Raw genomic sequence first — 20949 nt, forward strand, 5'->3', positions numbered from 1 at the left:
ATGATGGATCGCTACACAAAGCTGCAACTGGTCGGCATCTACGCCGCGCTTGCTGTCTTCCTCACCTTCATGCTGCTGCCGTTTTTTGAGATGTTCATGGCTAGCCTGCGGCCGCTGGAGCATCTGTTCCGTAGCCCCTATCAGTTCTGGTCCGATGATTTCAGCCTGCAGGCCTATAGCGACATGTGGGTCACCGTGCCCCTGCTCGGCCGCTATATCTTCAACTCGATTTTCATCGCCAGCGCGGTGACGGCGATCACCATGGTCTTTGTGGTGCCAGCGGCCTATGCCTATGCGCGGCTGGAGTTTCCTTTCAAAAACATCAGCCTTGGCATCTTTCTCGGCGTGAACATGTTCACCGGGGCGGTGCTGCTCATTCCGCTTTACCGCGTGCTGCGCACCATGGGGCTGCTCAACACCTATTGGGCGATGATCATTCCCGGCGTCGCCTTCCTAATTCCGACCGGCATCTGGCTGCTACGCTCCTATCTGGAGAAAATTCCGCGCGAGCTGGAGGAAGCCGCTTTTGTGGATGGCGCCAGCCGTCTTTACACCCTGCGCCGTGTGGTGCTGCCGCTGGCGGTGCCCGGGCTGATCGTGGTGGGCGTGGCGGTCTTTATCGGCGCCTATGCACAGCAATTTTTGTTCGCAATCACATTCAACCAGACCCGCGAGCTGCAGCCGCTGCCTGCCGGTCTTTATGAATTCATCGGATACCAGACGGTGACCTGGAATGAGATGATGGCCGCTGCCTTGGTGGGTGTTCTGCCCGTCATGGTCATCTTCCTGTTCCTGCAAAAGTATCTCGTCGCCGGCCTCACCGCTGGCGCCGTGAAAGAATAATCAAACAAGGGAGACTATTTATGAAAAGCGTAAAACTGACATTGGGCGCGGCCCTTTTGTCCGGCGTGGCAAGCACGGCCATGGCGGCGGACAAAGAAGTTCATTTCATCATGTGCGGCGGCGAAGTCCGGGCCGCAGACCAAGCGGTGGTCGATCAATTTGAAGCCGATTACGAAGGCGTAAAGGTGAACCTGGAAGCGGTGCCATGGGGCACATGCCAGGACAAATCCCTGACTCTCGCCGCAGCCGGTGATCCGCCCTCCATCGCCTATATGGGCAGCCGTACCCTGCGCCAGCTGGCCAAGAATGATCTGATCGTACCGGCAGAAATCGACCCGAGCACACCTTATCAGCCCGGTGTTCTGAACACTGTGACCGTGGAAGGGACCGCCTGGGGCTATCCGCATGCGTTTTCGACCAAGGCGCTCTATCTGAACTGTGACATCATCGAAGCCTCCGGTCAGGCCTGTGAAGCGCCTGCGACATGGGACGCGATGTATGATCTGGCCAAAGGCGTGGTGGACAACACCGATGCGGCAGGCGTGGGCCTTGCAGGCAAAGACTTTGACAACACCATGCACCAGTTCCTGAACTACCTTTATTCCAACGGTGGTGCGGTGATCGACAGCGCGTCGGGCGAAAACATGCTCGACAGCAAAGAGACCCGCGAGACGCTGGAATTCTACGGCAAGCTCGTGGATGTGGCACAGGACGGCCCAACCGCATGGGAACGTGACCAGCTGCGTGACCTGTTCAACGACGGTCAGATCGCGATGTATGTGTCCGGCCCATGGGGTCACAACCAGCACAACGAAGACATCAACCAGAAGGTTGTGCCTGTGCCTGCTGGCCCTTCCGGCACCTCCGGTTCGATCCTGATCACCGACTCCATCGTGGTGTTCAAAGGCTCTGGTCACGAAGATCTGGCGCAGGAGCTGGCCAAGCGCATCACCTCTGGTGACAGCCAGTATGATCTGGACAGCAGCTGGGGTCTGACCCCGATCCTGGATTATTCCAAGCTCGGCAAAGAAGATCTCTACTACGCGGATGGCATTTGGCCGACCTTCACAGCCTCCATCGCCACCGGTGGTCCGGAGCCGCTTGTGGAAGATTTCAAATCGCTGCAGTCGGTGTTCACCAACATGGTGCAGGGCATCATCCTGAAGGATGACACCGTGGACAACCTTGTCACCATCGCCGCTGAAGAGCTCGACGACGCGCTCTAAGCGGTCTCCCTGCTCCGGGCGTGCCTTCAGCGGTGCGCCCGGGGTGAAATTCCTCCTCTCTATCAATCCCTTCTCAGACAGACGGACAGTGCCATGGCGACGCTCAACCTCAATGCAATCAACAAGTCTTTTGGCACCGCCAAAGTGTTGCATGACATCAGCCTCGCGATTGAGGACAAGGAGTTTGTGGTCTTTGTCGGCCCATCGGGCTGCGGCAAATCCACCTTGCTGCGCATCATTGCCGGGCTGGAAGAAGCCACGTCAGGCTCCATCGTGATTGGCGGCAACGACGTCAGCCACGCCGCACCAGTGGACCGCGGCATCTCGATGGTGTTTCAATCCTACGCGCTTTATCCGCATCTGAGTGTTTATGAAAACATCGCCTTCCCGCTGCGTGTGCAGAAGATGGCGAAAGCCGAATTGGATGCACGTGTGCAGCGTGCCGCCAAAGTTTTGCAACTCACGGAAAAACTGCAACTCAAGCCAGGACAGCTTTCCGGTGGTCAGCGCCAGCGCGTGGCCATTGGCCGTTCGATTGTGCGTGAACCCAAAGTGTTCCTGTTTGATGAGCCGCTCTCCAACCTTGACGCCGCACTTCGTGGGGATATGCGCGTCGAGCTGAGCCAGCTGCACCGCGAATTGGACGCCACCATGGTCTATGTGACCCATGATCAGGTCGAAGCGATGACCATGGCGGACCGGATTGTGGTGCTGAACGGCGGGCAGGTGGAGCAATTCGGCTCACCGATGGAACTCTACCACCACCCGGCCACAAAATTTGTGGCAAGCTTCATTGGCCAGCCAAACATGAACTTTGTACCGGCCAAGGTGCTCGACACCGCGGGCGCGCTGACTGTGGAGCTTGAAGGCGGCCACAAGATGTCGCTGCCGGTGGAGACCGAGGGCGTCAGCGTTGGTGACACTGTGGAGGTCGGCATTCGCCCCGAACATGTGGCTTTGGGCCAGAATGGTCTCGATATTACGGTGAATGTGCTGGAACGTCTGGGCGGTGTGGCGATCACCTATGGCACCATTGGCAATGGCACACGCTTCTGCGCCTCGCTGCCCGGAGACGCGCCGGTGCGTGAAGGGGAAATCCTGAACCTCACGGTCGCGCCGGAGGACTGCCATGTGTTCCAAAGCAACGGTCAGGTGCTGCGCCGCAAATCCGCGCCTGCGCTGGTGGCCTGAGGATAAGCCATGCGTGTTGTGACAGCAGGGATCGGGCTTCGGGCGGGGCATGTGCTCTCCATCCTGAAAGAGGCCATGCCCGAGGTCGAATTTGTCGGCTTCTATGATCCCCAGCCCACCCATCTGGAGATGATCGGCACCGATGTGCCGCGGTTTGACGACGTAGAGACCATGCTCACTGAGGCGTCGCCAGACCTCTTTTTTGTCGGCTCGCCCAACAGCTTCCATCTGGAGCATATCAAGGCGGGGCTGGCCGCCGGGGTGCGGATTTTCACCGAAAAGCCCGTGGTCACCACCAAAGAGGAGACCATGGAGTTGGCCGCTCTCTTGGCAGAACATGGCACAGACAGTGTGATGGTCGGGCTGGTTCTGCGCTATTCGCAACATATGGTGGATCTGCGCCGGGTGCTGGATCAGATCGGGCCAATCACCTCGATCGAAGCAAGCGAACATATCGCGCCGTATCACGGGGCGTTTTTCATGCGGGACTGGCGGCGGATGGTGCGCTGGTCTGGCGGCTTCATGCTGGAAAAATGCTGCCACGATCTGGACATTTACAACATGGTGACGGCCTCTCGCCCGAACCGGGTGGCGAGCTTTGGGGGCCGGCGCTCCTTTGTGCCGGAGTTCGCCCCCACATCTAACGCTGAAAACGAGATCATGCACCGCAAGAAAAGCGTGTGGCAAAGCGTGGATGATCCGTTTCACAGCGACGGGGATATCATCGACCACCAGACCGCGATCCTGCACTATGAAAGCGGCGCGTCGATGAGTTTTCACACCAATATCAACGTGCCCGATGAGCACCGCCGCTTCTGTGTAATGGGTGCGCTTGGCATGGTTGAGGGCGATTTTATGCGCGGCTTTGTCAGGGCCACGGCGCGGGATGGCACGGTGATTGCCGATCACGATTACACCCAGATGGAAGCCGCGCGCGCCTCTGCGCATTACGGCGCGGATCACATGATGGTGGATGACATCGTGGCCTTTTTGAAAGGCGACAGCGACAGCCTGCCGGTGGGCGTGGTGGACGCGCTTGAGGCCGGGCTTGTGGCCATGGCGCTGGATGAGGCGCGCATCAACGGCAGCATGATTGATATGGCCCCGACCTGGGCCGAGTTTGACACATTTGGATTGCGGACATGACCATGAAAGCGGATGTTCCTGGCGCCTGGATGGCGCAGGAAAGCGCCCAAGCCCTCAGCGTATTTGCACGCGCGGCCACCCAAGAGGTGACCTTGCCCGACATGGGCGATGTGCGGGCGTTCTACACGATTGCACGCGGCTCCTCGGATGCGGCGGCCAATATTCTCTCCTATGAGTTCATGCGGGTGCTGGGCGTGCCGGTGACCTCGCTGCCGCCGTCGGTCTTCTCGATTGGCGCGGGCGTACAGCTGGAGGACACCGCCGCATTGGTGGTGAGCCAATCCGGCGCGAGCGAAGACCTTGTGCGCAGCGCCAAAGGTGCGCGGGCACGGGGGGCCAAGGTGCTGGCGCTGACCAATCAGTCTGACAGCCCGGTGGAGCAGGTTTCCGAGGTCACCGTGCCGATTGATGCCGGGCCGGAAAACGCAGTGCCAGCAACCAAAACCGTGGTGGGCTCGATCGCCGCAGGGATGGCGCTTTTGGCTGGAATAGAGCCTAAATATGACGCAGCAAGCGCCGCAACAGCGCTGAAAAATGCGCCCACGGCATTGCCAAACGCAAACAGCATCCGTGCGGCTTTTCTGCGCGCGCGCAACGTCTATGTGATTGGCCGCGACACCGGCTTTGGGGCTGCCCATGAGGTGGCGCTGAAGCTCAAGGAATGCTGCGCGCTGCATGCTGAGGCTTATTCCGCCTCCGAGGTGCTGCATGGCCCGCTGCAACTGGCGACCAACCCGTTGATGGTGCTGATCCTTGATACCGGACAGGCCGACATTCAGGACAGTCTGGATCAGGCAGAGGCACGCTTTGGCGCGGTGGGTTGTGATGTGCATCGGCTGCGGGTGAGCGAATTGATCGACGCGCCCCTGCCACCTGCCGCCGCAGCCGCCTATCTGCTGGCGCTGATCTATCCCGTGATCCTTGAAACCGCGCTGGCTTTGGGGTTGAACCCCGATGCGCCGGAAACGCTTTCGAAAGTGACCCAAACCACATGACCGACTCTCTGAACACCTGGGCCACCTGGCGCGAAATTCACCAACAACCCGCCGTCTGGCGCGCCTGGGGGGCCGCGCTGGATGTCGCTGGTCTGCGCGCATGGATTGCGGAGCAGGCGGCGGAGGAAATCTGGTTCTGCGGCGCAGGCACCAGCGCCTATATCGGCGACATCATCGCCGCCGCCGTGCCGGGCACCCGCTCTGTGCCCTCCACCGATCTGGTGGCCAACCCGCGCGCCTTTCTGAATGGCAACCGCCCGCTGGTGGTGAGCTTTGGCCGCTCCGGCAATTCCACGGAAAGCCTTGGCACGCTGGATGCGCTGGACGCTTTGGCGCCGGATGCGCCGCGTTTGCACATCACCTGCAACCCCGACGGCGCGCTGGCGACCCGCGCAGCGCCCGGACCATTGAAGGTGATCAACCTGCCCGAAGTGACCCATGACGCGGGCTTTGCCATGACCAGCAGCTTTTCCACCATGCTGCTGACCGCGCTCGCCCTGTTTGATGCGCCCTGTGATGTGCCTGCGCGCTTTGATGCGCTGGCCGATCAACTCGACGCGCTGTTGCCAAAGTTTGGCACACCGCGCCCGGAGCGCGCGGTTTATGTGGGCTCCGGCCCGCTGACCTACGCCGCACGAGAAGCGGCTCTGAAGGTGATGGAGCTGACCGCCGGGCAGACGCCTGCGCTGTGGGACAGCAGCCTTGGGTTCCGCCACGGGCCAAAGTCCTTTGTGCGCGGGGAGACCGCGATCACCGTCTTCTCCAGCCCGCAATCGCCAACCCGCGCCTATGATACCGATCTTGTGGCCGAGTTGCGTGCGCAGTTCCCTGACGCGCGGGTGACAGAGATTGGCCCCGGCGGCGACAACGACATCCCCATGCCCTTTGGCACCGCCTGGGCCGCACCGCTGTGCATCGCGGCCTCCCAGATTGACGGGGTCAAATGGGCGGCGGAGCTGGGCCTGAATGTAGATGATCCCTTCACAGGCCAAGGCACGCTCAGCCGGGTGGTGGCCGGGGTGACCCTGCACGGGGTTGGCGAGGGAGCAGACGCATGACCGTCGCCGGCATCGATCTGGGTGGCACCAAATGTGAGGTACGCCTGTTTGATGAAGACTGGAGCGAGGTCGCGCGCCATCGCGCCCCCACGCCCAAGTCTTACAAAGATCTGGTGGCCACCGTGGTCGATCAGGCCCGCTGGGCCGAAGCGGAGGCAGGCATGGCCGTGCCTGTCGGCGTTGGGGCGGCAGGGTTGATCAACCCCAAAACCGGCCTTGCGCTGACCGCCAATCTGCCCGCCACGGACCACCCGTTTCCTACCCATCTGAACACCGCGCTAGGACGCCCGATCACCTATGTGAATGACTGCCGTGCGCTGGGGCTTTCCGAAGCGATTTTTGGCGCAGGACGGGGCCATGACACGGTGATGTCGCTGATCATCGGCACAGGCATTGGTGGCGGAATTGTGGTGAAACAGTCTCTATTGCAGGGGCCAACCCTTACCGGCGGCGAGTTTGGCCATATCGCCGCGCCCGCGCATATCGTGAGCCAGTATCGGCTGCCGATCCACCGCTGTGGCTGTGGCCGTCAGGGCTGTATTGAAACCTATGTTGCGGGCCCCGGCCTGAGCCTGCTGGCGGAGCATCTGACCGGACAAAACCTTGCCCCACCCGAGATCGCTGCGCGGCGCATGGGCGATATGGCGCGGGTCTGGAAAGTCTGGACCAGCCTTGCGGCCGAGATGATCCACGGGCTGACTCTGACAGTGGATCCTGACGTGATTGTGCTGGGCGGCGGCTTGAGCCGGATCGACGGCGTGATCGAAGACATCACAGCCGCCGCGCAAGACGCGCAGATCGGCGATTTTCTCGCCGCAAAACTGGTACTGGCCCAGGGCGGAGACGCCAGTGGCGCGCGCGGCGCAGCCTATGCGGCCTGGCAGGAGACACAAAATGACTGATGTGCTGCGCAAGATTATCGCCCAAAACCGCGGCGGCGCGCCGGTGGCCATCCCCTCGGTCTGCTCTGCGCATCCGGATGTGCTGCGGGCCTCGCTCGCGTTGGCGGAGCGCAAGGATCAGCAGGTGGTGATTGAAGCCACCTCCAATCAGGTCAATCAGGATGGCGGCTATACCGGGATCACACCGGAGGGCTTCATCCGCTATGTGCACGACATTGCCGACGGCGCAGGTGTGGACCGCAACCGCATCATCTTTGGCGGCGACCACCTCGGCCCGCAGGCCTGGCGCGCCATGCCAGCCGAGGCCGCGATGGAAAAGGCGCGCGTATTGGTGCGCGACTATGTGAAAGCCGGCTTTGGCAAAATCCATCTGGATTGCTCGGAAGGCTGCGCGGGCGAAGCGGCGCAGCTTAATGACGATCAAACCGCCAGCCGCTCTGCCGATCTGGCGCGGGTCTGCGCAGAGGCGGGTGACGATCTGCTCTTTGTGGTTGGCACCGAAGTGCCCCCCCCCGGCGGCGCGCGCATGGATGAGGACGGGGACATTCCGCCCACCAATGCCGCTGACGCCGCAAAGACGCTGGCGATGCATATCGAAACCTTCGGTGATCTGGCCCCCGCGATTGGCGGATTGGTGGTGCAGCCCGGTGTGGAATTCAGCCCGACCGAGGTGCATCACATGCCGCTGACGCGCGATCCGGGCTTTGTTGCGGCTCTGGCAGACGCGCCAAATGTCTGCCTTGAGGCGCATTCGACGGATTATCAGCACCCGGAGGTGTTTCACCGGCTTGCAGAGCTGGGCTTTGCGTTCCAAAAGGTCGGCCCGGCGCTGACCTTCGCATACCGCGAAGCGCTTTACGCGCTGGACAGTCTGCGCGGCACCAAAGGCGCGCTGCAGGCGGCAATGGAAGACGTGATGTTGGAAACGCCAAAACACTGGCAGGGGCACTATCATGGGGCCGAGGAGGCGCTTTATCAGCAGCGCCATTTCGGGCTGGCAGATCGTATCCGTTATTACTGGCCCCAGCCCAAAGCGGTGGCCGCTGTGACCGCGTTGTTTGACGATCTCCCCGCCGCATTGCCGGACGCCACGCTGCGTGCGGCCTTTGACGAGACCACGCTGGCCCGCGCCGAGATGCTCAGCGGCTCTCAGGCGCAGCGGTTGGTGGATGCACAGATCGAGCTGGCGCTGGATCCCTATTTTCTTGAGGTGACATCATGAGCACGCAATGGCTGGCCCCCGATCACCTGTTTGACGGCAAAGACCTACGCACGGGCATGGCCCTGCGTGTGGAAAACGGCGTTGTGACGGAGATCGCCAAGGCGCCGGCGGGCGCCACGCCACTGTGCGGCACGCTGACACCGGGTTATGTGGATTTGCAGGTCAACGGCGGCGGCGGCGTGTTGTTAAACGCTACGCCCACGCGCGAGGCCATCGCCACCATCGCCGCCGCGCACCGGCGTTTCGGCACGGTCGCGATCCTACCCACGGTGATCACCGACCGCCCCGAAGTGCTTGAAAATGCTGCCAATGCCATTGTCGCGGCCAAAGATCTGCCGGGCGTTGCGGGGTTGCACATCGAAGGGCCGCATATTGCCGAGCCGCGCAAAGGCACCCATGAGGGCAGCTTTATCCGCCCGCTTGATACGCGCACGATGAATGTGGTGCGCCATCTGCGCGAGATCGGCATTCCGGTGATGATGACGCTGGCGCCAGAGGCCGCAACGCTTGAGCAGATTTCCGAGCTGGCGGGGATCGGCGTTGTTGTCTCGCTGGGCCACACCGATGCCACGGCGGCGCAGGTTGAGGCGGCGATTGCGGCGGGCGCAAGCTGCGCGACGCATCTCTATAACGCCATGTCCCCGATGACGAGCCGGGAACCCGGCGTGGTGGGCGCGGTGATCAATTCATCGCTTTACGCCGGGATCATCTGTGACGGCTTCCACGTGGCTGACAGCATGGTCGGACTTGCCCTGCGCGCACGTCCGGTGCCGGACCGTATGATGCTGGTCTCGGATTCCATGGCCACGGTTGGCGGGCCGGATCGGTTTGATCTTTATGGCCATGAGGTTGTGCTGCGCGATGGGCGCCTGATCAATCGTCAGGGCGGCTTGGCTGGGGCGCATATCACCCAGGCCGAGGGCGTGCAGCGCCTGATTTCAAAAATCGGGCTGACACCGGAAGCGGCCCTGCGCATGGCGATCACCACCCCTGCGGCCTGCATGGGGTTGGAGGCGCTCGCAAGCCCGCTCAACCGCCCTGTCGAAGATCTGATCCTGCTGGATGAAAACCACGCCGTCACTGGCACACTTGCCGCAGCTCTCACCGCGCCAAAAGCCCCAGATGCGGCGGAATAGGCTCACATTTGAGGTTTGCATCGACAGCCCTGCCGGGTTGGATGCCTGCGCTGGCTTGGTGGACCGGATCGAGCTGTGCAGCGCGCTGGAGCTGGGGGGCCTAACACCCGATCCCGGGCTGATAGCGCTGGCGGCGCAGAGCGACTTGCCAAGCCATGTGATGATCCGGCCCCGCGCCGGAGATTTCTGTTATGACGCAGCAGAAACACAGGCGATGTGCGCCAGCATTCATGCGGTGAAGGAGGCAGGTCTGGCCGGGGTGGTTATCGGCGCACGCCAAGGGGACGTGCTTGATCTGAAAACGCTCAGCACCCTGATGCGCGCCGCCGACGGGCTGGAGGTCACGCTGCATCGGGTGATCGACCTGCTGCCGGATCCCATCGCGGCCATGGAGCAGGCCATCACGCTGGGCATAAACCGCATCCTGACCTCCGGCGGGGCGCCCAAAGCAATTGACGGGTTGGCGCAGATTGCACGCCTCCACAGCGCGGCGGACGGGCGGATCGAGATCATGGCAGGCAGCGGCGTATCAGTCTCTAACTTGACTGAAATCGCAGAAATGACCGGCATCACATCCTTTCACAGCTCCTGCGCGAAAGACATGCCGGTGGCCGCAAACTTGCATCAATTTGGCTTTGCCAAGACGCAGCGCGTGACAGACCGCGCCACCGTTTCGGCCTTCCGGGAAAAGCTGGATCAGCTTATGGCACGAGACTAGCTGCGCAGCGCCTGTGCCAAAGCGTGATAAGACGCCTTTGGCGTGCGCGCAAAGCTGACAAAATCCACATGGATCAGGCCGAAACGCTTCTCATAGCCCAGCGCCCATTCGTAATTGTCCATCAGCGACCAGATGTAATAGCCCTTCAGCGGCACATCTGCGGCCAGCGCGTCCTGCACCGCTGAAAGATGGCCATTGAGGTAAGACATGCGGTGCGAATCCTCCACCACGCCACGATCTGAGAGGTGATCCGGCGCAGACATGCCGTTTTCGGTCACATAGATCGGCAGATCACCGGTGTATTCGCGCGCCATGCGGATCAGGAAATCACGCAGCCCGTCGGGATAGATCTCCCAGCCCATTGAGGTCAGAGGCAGATCGCCGGTGTGCTCGCTGTAGCGCGGCCATGGGCCATCCTGCGGCCCGATGAGCTTACGGGTGTAGTAATTCAGCCCGCTCCAATCCACGGGCGTGGTGATCACCTCAAAATCATCCTGCCAGCCCTGCGGCAGATGCGGCTCCAAACCCTCCAGCGCCAGTGCGGGATATTCGCCTTTGAACAGTCCGCCGAGGAAGAACCGGTTGTAAATCGCATCATAGCGCGCGGCGGCAGCGGCGGCCTCTGCACTGTCATCCAGCGGCGTGGCCCATTCAAAATTGCACACCGCACCGAGGTTTTTCATGCCATGGCCGCGCATCACCTGAATGGCCGTGCCATGGGCCAGAAGCACATGATGCATGGCGCGTGCGGTGGCGCGGATGTCGCGCAGCCCCGGCGCATGTGCTCCCATGAAGTGGCTCAGCCAACCCACGCACCAGGGCTCGTTGATCGGCGCGACCGACCAAACGCGATCCCCGATCCGGCGCATGAGCGTGTCGGTATAGTCGCCAAACCAGCCCGCAATATCGCGATTGCGCCAGCCGCCCAGATCGGCAAGGGCGGAGGGCAGCTCCCAATGATAGAGTGTCAGCGCCGGATTGATGCCGCGCGCCAGAAGCCCGTCCACCAGTCGGTCATAAAAATCGAGCCCCTCCTGATTGGGTGTACCACGCCCATCGGGCAGCACCCGCGCCCAGCTGGTGGAAAAGCGATAGGTGTCCACCCCCAACCCGGCGATGAGATCGAGATCTTCTTCCAGACGGTTGTAGTGGTCACAGCCCAGCGCGCCATTTTCGGCCCGCACCACATTGCCGGGTGTGGCGGCAAAATCATCCCAATGCGTGCGCCCCGCGCCGCCAAAGCTGTGGCCCTCGATCTGATAGCTCGATGTGGCCACGCCAAATTGAAACCCTTCGGGAAAGTCGGAGCGCTTGTGGGTGATCATCTCAGTCCTCCTGTGCCAGAACCTGTCGCACCGCCGGGGCTGGCCCGGTGGATTGGCCAACGGTCAGGGTTGCTTCGAGCATCTCCTGACGCAGCTCGCTGCCGGGTTTGGAAATCATATCAATCAGCGTGCCAGCCACCTTGCGCCCAGCTTCGCGCACCGAAGAGCGCACGGCGGTGAAGGCCGGCACATCGCCTTCGTTGCCGAAGTAACTCAGCGCATCGTCATGGATCACCACGGAGACATCGCGGCCCATCTTCAGCCCCGCCTCGGAAAGCGCGCGGCGCAGGCCAATGGCCGGAATGATCGAGGACACCACAAAGGCGGTTGGTGGCTTCTCCATCGCCAGCGCTTTGCGGCAGGTTTCATAGCCGTAGTTCTCGGTCATCTCGTCGTGAAAGATCAGCTCCTGGCGCACAGGCACCTCGCGCCCGTCCAGCGCCGCCACATAGCCCGCGCCGCGGCGGGTGGCAAAATCCATATCCGCCAATCCGTTCAGCAAGGCGATGCGACGGTGTCCCAGATCCAGCAGAAATTCGGTGGCCCGCTGAAAGGCCCGCTTGTTGTTCACATCCACCCAGCTGTAGCGCTCTGCCACCTCGGTGGAGCGGCCATGCACCACAAAGGGCACACCCAGTTCCTGCAACAGCGCGATGCGGCGATCATTCACCTTGGGGCCATGTACGATGACCCCGTCCACTGCTCCACGTGAAATAAGTTTGCGGTAACTGGCCTCTTCGTCCTCGTCATTCACCACCGATAGCAACAGATCATAGCCGTTGTCAGAATAGATCTCCCCCGCCCCGGCGATGAAATCCGCAAAGATCGGGTTCACCATCTCATGCTTCTTGGACACCGGCAGCACGTGACCGATGGTCATCGCCCGCCCGGTCGCCAGCGTTTTGGCGCGGGTGTTGGGCGCATAGTTATGGGCGCGCGCCGCTTCCAGCACCTTTTGCCGCGTTGATTCGCGCACTTCGGGGTAGCCGTTTAACGCTCGCGACACTGTAGTCTGCGACAGACCCAGTTTCTCTGAGAGCTCTTTCAGGTTCATGATTTTTGACGTTTATTCCTCAAAGCGCTTTGATAATTGATGCTTTATCGGTGTACCCAACAGCATCAACATCAAAGAATCCCTCCTGAAAACAGTCATAAATCATATATTTCTTTGGCACAAGCGCCGCAATTTCAAGCGCATTGCAAAATTCAAAGCGCTTTGGTAATCTATCCACAGATTATGGAAACTGGGAGGAAATCCATGACACCGAAACTCTATGCGAGCGCCGCCGCGCTGGCGCTGATGGCGGGCACCGCAATGGCGGACGGCCACGGCCACATGAAGTTCAAGCCGGGTGAGGGAGCATTCAGCTGGGACAGCTACAACGCATGGGCCGAGAGCGCGCCGGATCTGAGCGGACAGACCGTGACCGTGGCCGGTCCCTGGCTGCAGCCGGAAGACGACGTGTTCCGCTCCGTGCTGGCCTATTTCACCGAAGCCACCGGCGCTGAGGCGATCTACACCGGCTCTGACAGCTTTGAGCAGCAGATCGTGATCGACGCCGAAGCAGGCTCCGCCCCCAATATCGCCGTGTTCCCACAGCCGGGTCTCGCAGCAGACATGGCCGCGCGTGGCCTGCTCTCTCCGCTGCCTGCAAGCATGGCACCTTGGACCGTTGAGAACTACGGCGCAGGCCAGAGCTGGGTGGATCTTGGCACCTATGCGGACAAAGACGGCGCCGATCAGCACTATGGTTTCTTCTACAATGTGAACGTGAAGTCGCTGGTCTGGTATGTGCCGGAGAACTTTGAGGACGCCGAGTATGAGGTGCCCGAGACCATGGAGGAGCTGCGCGCGCTGACCGAGCAGATCGTGGCGGATGGCGAAACCCCTTGGTGCATCGGTCTGGGATCCGGCGCGGCAACCGGCTGGCCTGCCACCGACTGGGTGGAAGACATCATGCTGCGCACCCAGCCAGCCGATGTTTATGACGCCTGGACCACCAACGACATTCCGTTCAACGACGAACGCGTGGTGGCAGCCATTGAAGAGTTCGGCTGGTTTGTGGGCGATGACGCCAAGGTCTCCGGCGGCGCGGGTGCCGTGGCCACCACCGACTTCCGCGACAGCCCGAAAGGCATGTTTGCCGCCCCGGCAGAGTGCTACATGCACCGTCAGGCCTCGTTTGTGCCGGCCTTCTTCCCGGAAGGCATTGAGTTTGGCGAAGATGTCGATTTCTTCTACTTCCCGTCTTATGAGGGCAAAGACCTCGGCAATCCGGTTCTGGGCGGCGGCACATTGATGGCGATCACCGATCCGTCTGATGCCACCACCGCGTTGATGGAATTCTTCCAGCTGCCGCTGGCGCATGAAGTCTTTGGCGCGCAATCGGGCTTCCTGACACCGCTGAAAAGCGTGAATCCGGAGACCTACCTGAACGACGCGCTGCGCGGTCAGGCGGATATTCTGGTGAATGCGACCACCTTCCGCTTTGACGGCTCTGACCTGATGCCAGGTGGCGTGGGCGCAGGCTCCTTCTGGACCGGCATGGTCGATTTCACCGGCGGCAAAGACGCAGCCACGGTGGCGACCGAGATTCAGGACAGCTGGGACGCGCTAAAATAAGCGCGCTCTGACGCCAAACCCGTGTCGCCCCACAGTCGGGGCGGCACAGTTCAAAAAAGGGGTGCGCCATGTCTCCGGCCCTGCTTGGTCTTGTGACCATTGCGATTGGTGTGAGTGGCTGTCTTGGCTATTTCTACCTGTCCAATCTCTTTCTGGATAAAGTCCTGTTTCCGCCGGTGGGCCCCAATGCGGGGCGCAATATCAACCGCGCAAACATGATCCGCCCATGGCTGTTTCTCGGCCCTGCGATCCTCGCGCTGGGGCTGTACCTCGGCTATCCGGTGATCGAGACGCTGCGGCTGTCTCTCACGGACCGCACGCAGGATGAGGCCTTTGTCGGCCTCGCCAATTACAGCCAGATGTTTGCCGAACCCAAATTCTGGGAGGCGATGCGCAACAACATGCTGTGGCTGATTGTGGTGCCTGCCGCCTCCACCGCCTTTGGCCTGTTGGCAGCGCAGCTGACCGACCGCATCAAATGGGGCAACATCGCCAAATCCCTGATCTTTATGCCCATGGCGATCTCTTTTGTGGGTGCGTCGGTGATCTTCAAGCTGGTCTATGATGCGCGCCCCGCGGGCAATGAGCAAATTGGCATCCTGAATGCGGTCTGGTTTCAGTTTGAAGGCGGAATAGGCTCTTTTCTGATCCTGAAACTGATGCCTGCGGTGCTTCTGGTGAGCTTTGCCGCAATCGTGGCCTATGTCGCCTATCTGCTGCTGCGCCCCCTGTTTGAAAACGCCGGCACCGTGCTGATCAAAGCCCTACGTGTGTTTGGCGCGGCTCTTGGCCTTTGGTTTGCCTATACCGCGCTCAGCAATGCAGTGACGGTCTTTGTCACCGAGCTTGAATATGGCGCGCCGCAGACCTGGCTAACCCTGCCATTTTATAACAACTTCTTCCTGATGGTGGTGCTGATTTGGATCCAGACCGGCTTTGCCATGGTGATCCTCTCCGCCGCGCTGCGTGGCATCCCGGAGGAAACCATCGAGGCCGCCATTCTGGATGGGGCCAACCCGTTTCAGATCTTCTTCAAAATCAAGGTCCCGCAGATCATGCCCACAATTGTCGTGGTCTGGACCACCATCACGCTGGTGGTGCTCAAGGTCTTTGACATCGTGTTCGCCATGACCAACGGGCAGTGGGAAACACAGGTCTTGGCGAACTACATGTATGACAAGCTGTTCCGCGCCAATGACTGGGGCGTGGGCTCTGCCAGCGCCATCATCATCATGCTGCTCGTCTCCCCGATCCTGATCTGGAATGTGGTGCAGGCCCGCAAAGAACTGCGCTGAGGAGAGAGACCATGGACAATATCGCAGGACGTAAATCCGGTCTCAGCTGGGCAGTGAATATCTCTGTGGCGCTGCTTGTGGCGCTGTGGCTCTTCCCCACCGTTGGTTTGTTGGTGTCCTCCTTCCGCACCGCAGATCAGATCTCTGCTTCGGGATGGTGGAAATCCCTGTTTTCGGCAGAGCAGGTCGTGCAGCTGCGCACCGGTGGGGCGGAGGCCGCAACACAGGAGGGCGACCTCTGGGTGGTTGAGGGCAATCTGCTGGACGAGGCTGAGGATGGCCCCGCGCCGGGCATCACCATCACGCGGTTTGGCGTATCCTCCAAAGCGGTGGACGCCTTTGCGGTGGGCGACACAGCAACGTTTTCCAAAGATGAGAAGACCTTCACCATGGACGCGGCGGGGAACTACCGTTTCACCTCTACCGAGAAGCTGCGCAAACGTGGCCAGCGGGTGTTCATCACAGCAACCCTGCCGCCGGACTTTACGCTTGAGAACTATGATCAGGTGCTCTTTTCCGGCAACAGCAATGACAGCATGGCCAAAGCGTTTTTCAACACGCTGACAGTCACGATTCCGGCCACAATCATCCCAATTCTGATCGCCGCCTTCGCCGCCTATGCGCTGGCATGGATGGAGTTCCCCGGCCGCGTGCTGCTGATTGCGACGGTGGTGGGCCTCTTGGTGGTGCCCTTGCAGCTGGCGCTGATCCCGCTTCTGAAGCTGCATCTCAATATCGGCATCGGCAAAGGCTATCTTGGCGTCTGGCTGGCCCACACGGGCTTTGGCCTGCCGCTCGCGATCTACCTCTTGCGGAACTACATGGCGGGGCTGCCCAAAGACATCATCGAGAACGCCAAAGTGGATGGCGCCACAGATTTTCAGATCTTCACCAAGATCATCCTGCCCCTGTCTTTCCCTGCGCTGGCCTCTTTCGCGATCCTGCAGTTCCTCTGGACATGGAATGACCTGCTGGTCGCCAAAGTCTTCCTGATCGACGCCACCGGCAACACCACGGTGATGACCAATCAGATTGTCGAGCTGCTGGGCACACGTGGCGGCAATTGGGAGATCCTCGCCACCGCGGCCTTTGTCTCCATCGTGGCGCCGCTCTGCGTGTTCTTCGCCATGCAACGCTACCTCGTGCGCGGCCTGCTGGCCGGCTCCGTGAAATAACAAAACAGACCCTAACACGGCAGAAATGCCGCCAAGACCTAGGACGACCCGATGACATATCAGGACCCGAACATGACCCAAGACACCGCTCTCATCACAGACCCAGACTGGTGGCGCGGTGCGGTGATCTATCAGATTTATCCGCGCTCCTATCAGGACAGCAACGGCGACGGTATTGGTGATTTGGCTGGCATCATCCAGCGCCTGCCCCATGTGGCCAGCCTTGGTGTGGACGCCATCTGGCTCTCGCCGTTCTTCACCTCGCCGATGCTGGATTTTGGCTATGACGTTTCGGATTATCGCGATGTCGACCCGATGTTTGGCACGCTTGCGGATTTTGACGCGCTGATCGCCAAAGCCCATGAGCTGGGCATCAAGATCATCATCGATCTCGTGCTCAGCCACACCTCTGATCAGCACCCATGGTTTGTGGAAAGCCGCGCGGATCGTACCAATGACAAGGCTGACTGGTATGTCTGGGCTGACGCCAAGCCCGATGGCACGCCGCCCAACAACTGGCTGTCGATCTTTGGCGGCCCGGCCTGGCAGTGGGACACCGCGCGGATGCAGTATTATCTGCACAATTTCTTGGCCGAGCAGCCGGACCTCAACTTCCACAACGCAGAAGTGCGCCAGGAGCTGCTGGATGTGGCCCGCTTCTGGCTGGAGCGTGGGGTGGATGGTTTCCGCCTGGACACCGTGAACTTCTATTATTGTGACGCAGAGCTGCGCGACAACCCGCCCCTGCCCGAGGATCAGCGCAACGACAACATCGCGCCAGCGGTGAACCCCTATAACCATCAGGATCACCTGCACGACAAAAACCAGCCGGAAAACCTCGGCTTCTTGCGCGATCTGCGGGTTTTGCTGAATGAATATGACACCATCACCACCGTGGGTGAGGTGGGTGATTCCCATCGCGGCAGTGAAATTCAGGCGGAATACACCGGCGGCGGGGACAAGCTGCATATGGCCTATGATTTTGCCCTGCTTGGCCATGTGCATCCCACCGGCACACGCATCGCCGAAGTGATGGCAAAGGCGGAAAGCTTCTCTCAGGACAGCTGGGGCTGCTGGGCCTATTCCAACCACGACGTGGAACGTCATGGTTCCCGTTGGGCACTGTCAGATGCCGCCCAGCGCACCTATGCGGCGCTTTTGATGTCGCTGCGCGGTTCTGCCTGCATCTATCAGGGCGAAGAGCTGGGCCTGCCGGAGGCCGATGTGGCGTTTGACGATCTGCAAGACCCCTATGGCATCCGTTTCTGGCCGAAGTTCAAAGGGCGTGACGGCTGTCGCACACCCATGGTGTGGAAATCTGACAATCAGAATGGTGGGTTTTCGGACAGCAAGCCCTGGCTGCCGGTCGCCTCTGAGCATCTGGCGCTGTCCGTTGAAGCGCAGGAAGACGCCTCCGGCTCCATGCTGAACTTCTACCGCCGCCTGATCGCCTTCCGCAAAACCGTGCCTGCGCTGGCCAAGGGGGACTTCACCCTGATCCACGCCGATGACACCCACATCCGGTTTGAACGCAGCCACAATGGCACCCGCGCGATCTGTGCCTTCAACCTGTCTGACGAAGACCAGAGCTTCGAATTGCCCAGCGGCGCATGGAAAGTGGAGGCCAAAGCCCCTTTCACCGTCAGCCGCGATGGCAACAGCGTCACCTTGCCCGGATGGCAGGCGGTCTTTGCGGTCACATCAGGCTCTAATACAGCGCAAAACAGCGAGGAAAGCGGACATGGCTGATCTGGTTCTCAAAGATGTGGCCAAGTCCTATGGCCAGGTGAATGTATTGAGCAACATCGATCTGGAGATCGAAAAAGGCGAATTGATCGTCTTTGTCGGCCCGTCGGGCTGCGGCAAATCCACCTTGCTGCGGATGATTGCGGGGCTCGAACATATCACCGGCGGCACGCTGGAAATTGACGGCACATTGGTCAACGATGTGCCGCCCAGCCAGCGCGGCATCGCCATGGTGTTCCAATCCTACGCGCTCTACCCGCATCTCACGGTTCGCGAAAACATGTCCTTTGCGCTCAAGATCGCGAAAATGAGCACGGCGGAGATCAACGAGCGTGTGGAGAAGGCCGCCAAAACCCTGCAGCTGCACAATCTGCTGGACCGCCTGCCCAAAGAGCTTTCTGGCGGGCAACGCCAGCGTGTCGCCATTGGCCGTTCGATTGTGCGCGATCCAAAGGTCTATCTGTTTGATGAGCCGCTCTCCAACCTTGATGCCGCGCTGCGGGTGGCCACCCGCATCGAGATTGCGCAGCTTAAGGAAAGCATGCCGGACAGCACCATGGTCTATGTGACCCACGATCAGGTGGAAGCGATGACGCTTGCCTCGCGCATTGTGGTGCTTGCGGGTGGCGGCATTGCACAGGTTGGCACGCCGCTGGAGCTCTATGAGCGCCCAGAAAATGAGTTTGTCGCGCAGTTCATCGGCTCTCCGGCCATGAACCTGCTGCCCGGCAAAATCACGGGTACGGGTGAGACAACCACCGTGGCATTGGATGCAGGTGGCACCGCCACATCGACCGTGCCATCGCGCGCTGAGGATATGGGGCGTGCCGTGAACATCGGCGTGCGCCCTGAAGATCTGGTGACCACCGACGGCCCCGCAATCTTCACCGGCACGGTCAATATCACCGAAGCTCTGGGAGAGGTCACACTGCTCTATTTTCAGCCGCAAGGCGATGCGGATCCGGTGATCGGCAAGCTTCAGGGCATTCACCGCGACCTCAAAGGCCAGCAGGTGTCCATGACCGCAGACCCGGCCAAAGTGCATATTTTTGCCGACACGCAGTCGCTTCTCTATCGCGACCGCCCGATCAAATCGATCGCAACCAAGGCGCATTAAACCGCGCCTAGGTGCATAGCCCTCATTTTAGGGTTGCTCTCTGCCCCTGCAGCACCCGCCGCAAAACAGTGGTGTGGTGCGCAAAATCGTTGCAAACTAGGGGGATGCAACGCACCCAGCAAGAATCGCGCCGCCGGATTTCAGTGGGCCGAAGCCAGAGCAGCACAGGCTCTGCGCAAACTTACGAAAAATTTTTAACGAATTTGGGAGACCGCCCAAATTTCAACAGTTTTTTTACCTCTGTTAAATAGTCGTCAAGACGTTCCATCTGTCGGCTTATCTAAGTCATTGGGGTTTATCGCAATGCTGCGTCTTATCAGGTTGTTCGTCACATTGGCTGTCACCGGTGTTCACTGCGCCCCGCATATGTCGGTGGCGGAGACGTTGACCATTGGCACGATGAACCAGGGTATCCGCGCGCAGATGAAGATATATGAGCCTTTCGCGGCTTATGTTGAGGAAGAAATGCGCGGCACCGGGGTGACCAGTGTGCGACTGATGGTGGTGTCCAGCGCCGATCAAATGGCGGATGCGATCAAACGCAACGAGGTCGACATCTTCATCGACAGTCCGCTTGTGGCAGGTAAAGTGGCCAAGATGTCCGGCGCACAGCCGTTTCTGCGCCGCCATCAGGAAACCGCAGGCCCCTATTTTTCGGTGATCATCGCTCATGTGAACAGCGGGATCACCACGCTGGACGATCTCGAAGGCAAGACCATTGCCTTCAGCGAACCGGAATCCTCGGCCGGCTTTCTGCTGCCCGCCCACATCATTGTGCAACACGGCCTGCGTCTGCGCGAAAAGCTGAACCAGACGCAGGTTGCCGAAGAGGGTGAAGTGAACTTTGTGTTCTCCTCACACGATAAAAACACCATTTTTCTGATCGCCAGCCAGCGTGTGGACGCGGCGGCCACCAATCTGGATGCGTTTCAGGCCTTGCGCGCAGCGCGTCCGGGTGAGTATCGCGTCATCGCCAGTTCCGCAAAGTTTCCGCGTCAGGTGTTGTTGCATCGGGAGAGTTTGAACCCCGACACGCTCTCCGACGTACGCTCTGTGTTGCTGGGCATGCAAGAGTCAGAAGAAGGTCGCAACGTGCTTAAAAAACTGCAGAACACCAGCGCGTTTGATGATTTTCCAGATGGTCGCAATCGGCTGTTTGAAAGGATCAACAAAATACTGAGCGACCTCGAAAAGGCGGGGATACAGTAGCGTGTCCGCAGAGAAGAAACGA

General features: G+C 60.4%; 18 protein-coding genes. 16 read left to right on the forward strand and 2 right to left on the reverse strand.

Features of this window, described 5'->3' with window-relative positions; genetic code table 11:
* From J7399_RS07465 to J7399_RS07510, 10 genes are all read left to right on the forward strand, one after another.
* Positions 1-843 carry a carbohydrate ABC transporter permease gene (locus J7399_RS07465; RefSeq protein ID WP_209076180.1) on the forward strand — a complete coding sequence of 281 codons (843 nt, stop codon included), beginning with the start codon at positions 1-3 and terminating at the stop codon, positions 841-843.
* 20 nt (positions 844-863) lie between these two features.
* On the forward strand, positions 864-2069 hold the full coding sequence (locus tag J7399_RS07470; protein WP_209058052.1) for a sugar ABC transporter substrate-binding protein: 1206 nt from the start codon (positions 864-866) through the stop codon (positions 2067-2069).
* Positions 2070-2162: 93 nt separating this feature from the next.
* Positions 2163-3260: a sn-glycerol-3-phosphate ABC transporter ATP-binding protein UgpC gene (gene ugpC / locus J7399_RS07475; RefSeq protein WP_209076185.1), complete on the forward strand. Its 1098-nt coding sequence runs from the start codon at positions 2163-2165 to the stop codon at positions 3258-3260.
* A gap of 9 nt (positions 3261-3269) precedes the next feature.
* Positions 3270-4406: a Gfo/Idh/MocA family oxidoreductase gene (locus tag J7399_RS07480; protein ID WP_209085028.1), complete on the forward strand. Its 1137-nt coding sequence runs from the start codon at positions 3270-3272 to the stop codon at positions 4404-4406.
* A complete protein-coding gene (locus J7399_RS07485; RefSeq protein ID WP_247742809.1) occupies positions 4403-5401 on the forward strand; it encodes an SIS domain-containing protein in 999 nt (332 codons plus the stop codon). The genes J7399_RS07480 and J7399_RS07485 overlap by 4 nt, the downstream gene beginning before the upstream one ends.
* Positions 5398-6459, forward strand: a complete 1062-nt coding sequence (locus J7399_RS07490; RefSeq protein WP_209085029.1) for an SIS domain-containing protein — start codon at positions 5398-5400, stop codon at positions 6457-6459. Before J7399_RS07485 ends, J7399_RS07490 begins: the two co-directional genes overlap by 4 nt.
* Entirely contained in the window at positions 6456-7361 is a 906-nt protein-coding gene (locus tag J7399_RS07495; RefSeq protein WP_209085031.1) for an ROK family protein, read from the forward strand. Before J7399_RS07490 ends, J7399_RS07495 begins: the two co-directional genes overlap by 4 nt.
* Positions 7354-8583 carry a class II D-tagatose-bisphosphate aldolase, non-catalytic subunit gene (locus tag J7399_RS07500; RefSeq protein ID WP_209085033.1) on the forward strand — a complete coding sequence of 410 codons (1230 nt, stop codon included), beginning with the start codon at positions 7354-7356 and terminating at the stop codon, positions 8581-8583. Before J7399_RS07495 ends, J7399_RS07500 begins: the two co-directional genes overlap by 8 nt.
* On the forward strand, positions 8580-9719 hold the full coding sequence (locus J7399_RS07505) for an N-acetylglucosamine-6-phosphate deacetylase (RefSeq protein ID WP_209085035.1): 1140 nt from the start codon (positions 8580-8582) through the stop codon (positions 9717-9719). The genes J7399_RS07500 and J7399_RS07505 overlap by 4 nt, the downstream gene beginning before the upstream one ends.
* Positions 9706-10437, forward strand: a complete 732-nt coding sequence (locus J7399_RS07510) for a copper homeostasis protein CutC (protein ID WP_209085037.1) — start codon at positions 9706-9708, stop codon at positions 10435-10437. Before J7399_RS07505 ends, J7399_RS07510 begins: the two co-directional genes overlap by 14 nt.
* On the opposite strand, the gene J7399_RS07515 is transcribed toward J7399_RS07510, so the two are convergent.
* Positions 10434-11762 carry a GH1 family beta-glucosidase gene (locus tag J7399_RS07515; protein ID WP_209085039.1) on the reverse strand — a complete coding sequence of 443 codons (1329 nt, stop codon included), beginning with the start codon at positions 11760-11762 and terminating at the stop codon, positions 10434-10436. The two genes, J7399_RS07510 and J7399_RS07515, sit on opposite strands and share 4 nt — an antisense overlap.
* Position 11763: 1 nt before the next feature.
* Positions 11764-12816, reverse strand: a complete 1053-nt coding sequence (locus J7399_RS07520) for a substrate-binding domain-containing protein (protein WP_209085041.1) — start codon at positions 12814-12816, stop codon at positions 11764-11766.
* Between the two features lie 204 nt (positions 12817-13020).
* Here J7399_RS07520 and J7399_RS07525 point away from each other — a divergent pair, with 204 nt between their 5' ends.
* The 6 genes from J7399_RS07525 to J7399_RS07550 all read left to right on the forward strand — a co-directional run bounded on the left by J7399_RS07525 (position 13021) and on the right by J7399_RS07550 (position 20927).
* Positions 13021-14385 carry an ABC transporter substrate-binding protein gene (locus J7399_RS07525; RefSeq protein WP_209076206.1) on the forward strand — a complete coding sequence of 455 codons (1365 nt, stop codon included), beginning with the start codon at positions 13021-13023 and terminating at the stop codon, positions 14383-14385.
* A 68-nt stretch (positions 14386-14453) separates the two neighbouring features.
* Entirely contained in the window at positions 14454-15680 is a 1227-nt protein-coding gene (locus tag J7399_RS07530; RefSeq protein ID WP_209085042.1) for a sugar ABC transporter permease, read from the forward strand.
* Positions 15681-15691: 11 nt separating this feature from the next.
* A complete protein-coding gene (locus J7399_RS07535; protein WP_209058081.1) occupies positions 15692-16855 on the forward strand; it encodes a carbohydrate ABC transporter permease in 1164 nt (387 codons plus the stop codon).
* A gap of 72 nt (positions 16856-16927) precedes the next feature.
* Positions 16928-18604, forward strand: coding sequence for an alpha-glucosidase family protein (locus tag J7399_RS07540; RefSeq protein ID WP_209085044.1), 1677 nt, complete (start codon positions 16928-16930; stop codon positions 18602-18604).
* Positions 18597-19718 (forward strand): sn-glycerol-3-phosphate ABC transporter ATP-binding protein UgpC, encoded by a 1122-nt coding sequence (gene ugpC / locus J7399_RS07545; protein WP_209058085.1) that lies wholly within the window; start codon positions 18597-18599, stop codon positions 19716-19718. The genes J7399_RS07540 and ugpC (J7399_RS07545) overlap by 8 nt, the downstream gene beginning before the upstream one ends.
* 303 nt (positions 19719-20021) lie before the next feature.
* Complete coding sequence (locus tag J7399_RS07550; RefSeq protein WP_209085046.1) at positions 20022-20927, forward strand: phosphate/phosphite/phosphonate ABC transporter substrate-binding protein; 906 nt, start codon at positions 20022-20024, stop codon at positions 20925-20927.
* Positions 20928-20949 lie beyond the last annotated feature (22 nt).

Origin of the sequence: Shimia sp. R9_1, from assembly GCF_017743775.1 — a bacterium.
In the GTDB taxonomy this organism is placed as follows: domain Bacteria; phylum Pseudomonadota; class Alphaproteobacteria; order Rhodobacterales; family Rhodobacteraceae; genus Shimia.

What these genes read in the sequence shown, in the direction of transcription:
- J7399_RS07520 (WP_209085041.1), bottom strand. Translation starts at nt 12,816, where the DNA reads ATGAACCTGAAAGAGCTCTCAGAGAAACTGGGTCTGTCGCAGACTACA.
- J7399_RS07495 (WP_209085031.1), top strand. Translation starts at nt 6,456, where the DNA reads ATGACCGTCGCCGGCATCGATCTGGGTGGCACCAAATGTGAGGTACGC.
- J7399_RS07485 (WP_247742809.1), top strand. Translation starts at nt 4,403, where the DNA reads ATGACCATGAAAGCGGATGTTCCTGGCGCCTGGATGGCGCAGGAAAGC.
- J7399_RS07540 (WP_209085044.1), top strand. Translation starts at nt 16,928, where the DNA reads ATGACCCAAGACACCGCTCTCATCACAGACCCAGACTGGTGGCGCGGT.
- J7399_RS07480 (WP_209085028.1), top strand. Translation starts at nt 3,270, where the DNA reads ATGCGTGTTGTGACAGCAGGGATCGGGCTTCGGGCGGGGCATGTGCTC.
- J7399_RS07465 (WP_209076180.1), top strand. Translation starts at nt 1, where the DNA reads ATGATGGATCGCTACACAAAGCTGCAACTGGTCGGCATCTACGCCGCG.
- J7399_RS07470 (WP_209058052.1), top strand. Translation starts at nt 864, where the DNA reads ATGAAAAGCGTAAAACTGACATTGGGCGCGGCCCTTTTGTCCGGCGTG.
- J7399_RS07510 (WP_209085037.1), top strand. Translation starts at nt 9,706, where the DNA reads ATGCGGCGGAATAGGCTCACATTTGAGGTTTGCATCGACAGCCCTGCC.
- J7399_RS07535 (WP_209058081.1), top strand. Translation starts at nt 15,692, where the DNA reads ATGGACAATATCGCAGGACGTAAATCCGGTCTCAGCTGGGCAGTGAAT.
- J7399_RS07550 (WP_209085046.1), top strand. Translation starts at nt 20,022, where the DNA reads ATGCTGCGTCTTATCAGGTTGTTCGTCACATTGGCTGTCACCGGTGTT.
- J7399_RS07500 (WP_209085033.1), top strand. Translation starts at nt 7,354, where the DNA reads ATGACTGATGTGCTGCGCAAGATTATCGCCCAAAACCGCGGCGGCGCG.
- J7399_RS07515 (WP_209085039.1), bottom strand. Translation starts at nt 11,762, where the DNA reads ATGATCACCCACAAGCGCTCCGACTTTCCCGAAGGGTTTCAATTTGGC.
- J7399_RS07530 (WP_209085042.1), top strand. Translation starts at nt 14,454, where the DNA reads ATGTCTCCGGCCCTGCTTGGTCTTGTGACCATTGCGATTGGTGTGAGT.
- ugpC (WP_209058085.1), top strand. Translation starts at nt 18,597, where the DNA reads ATGGCTGATCTGGTTCTCAAAGATGTGGCCAAGTCCTATGGCCAGGTG.
- J7399_RS07525 (WP_209076206.1), top strand. Translation starts at nt 13,021, where the DNA reads ATGACACCGAAACTCTATGCGAGCGCCGCCGCGCTGGCGCTGATGGCG.
- J7399_RS07505 (WP_209085035.1), top strand. Translation starts at nt 8,580, where the DNA reads ATGAGCACGCAATGGCTGGCCCCCGATCACCTGTTTGACGGCAAAGAC.
- ugpC (WP_209076185.1), top strand. Translation starts at nt 2,163, where the DNA reads ATGGCGACGCTCAACCTCAATGCAATCAACAAGTCTTTTGGCACCGCC.
- J7399_RS07490 (WP_209085029.1), top strand. Translation starts at nt 5,398, where the DNA reads ATGACCGACTCTCTGAACACCTGGGCCACCTGGCGCGAAATTCACCAA.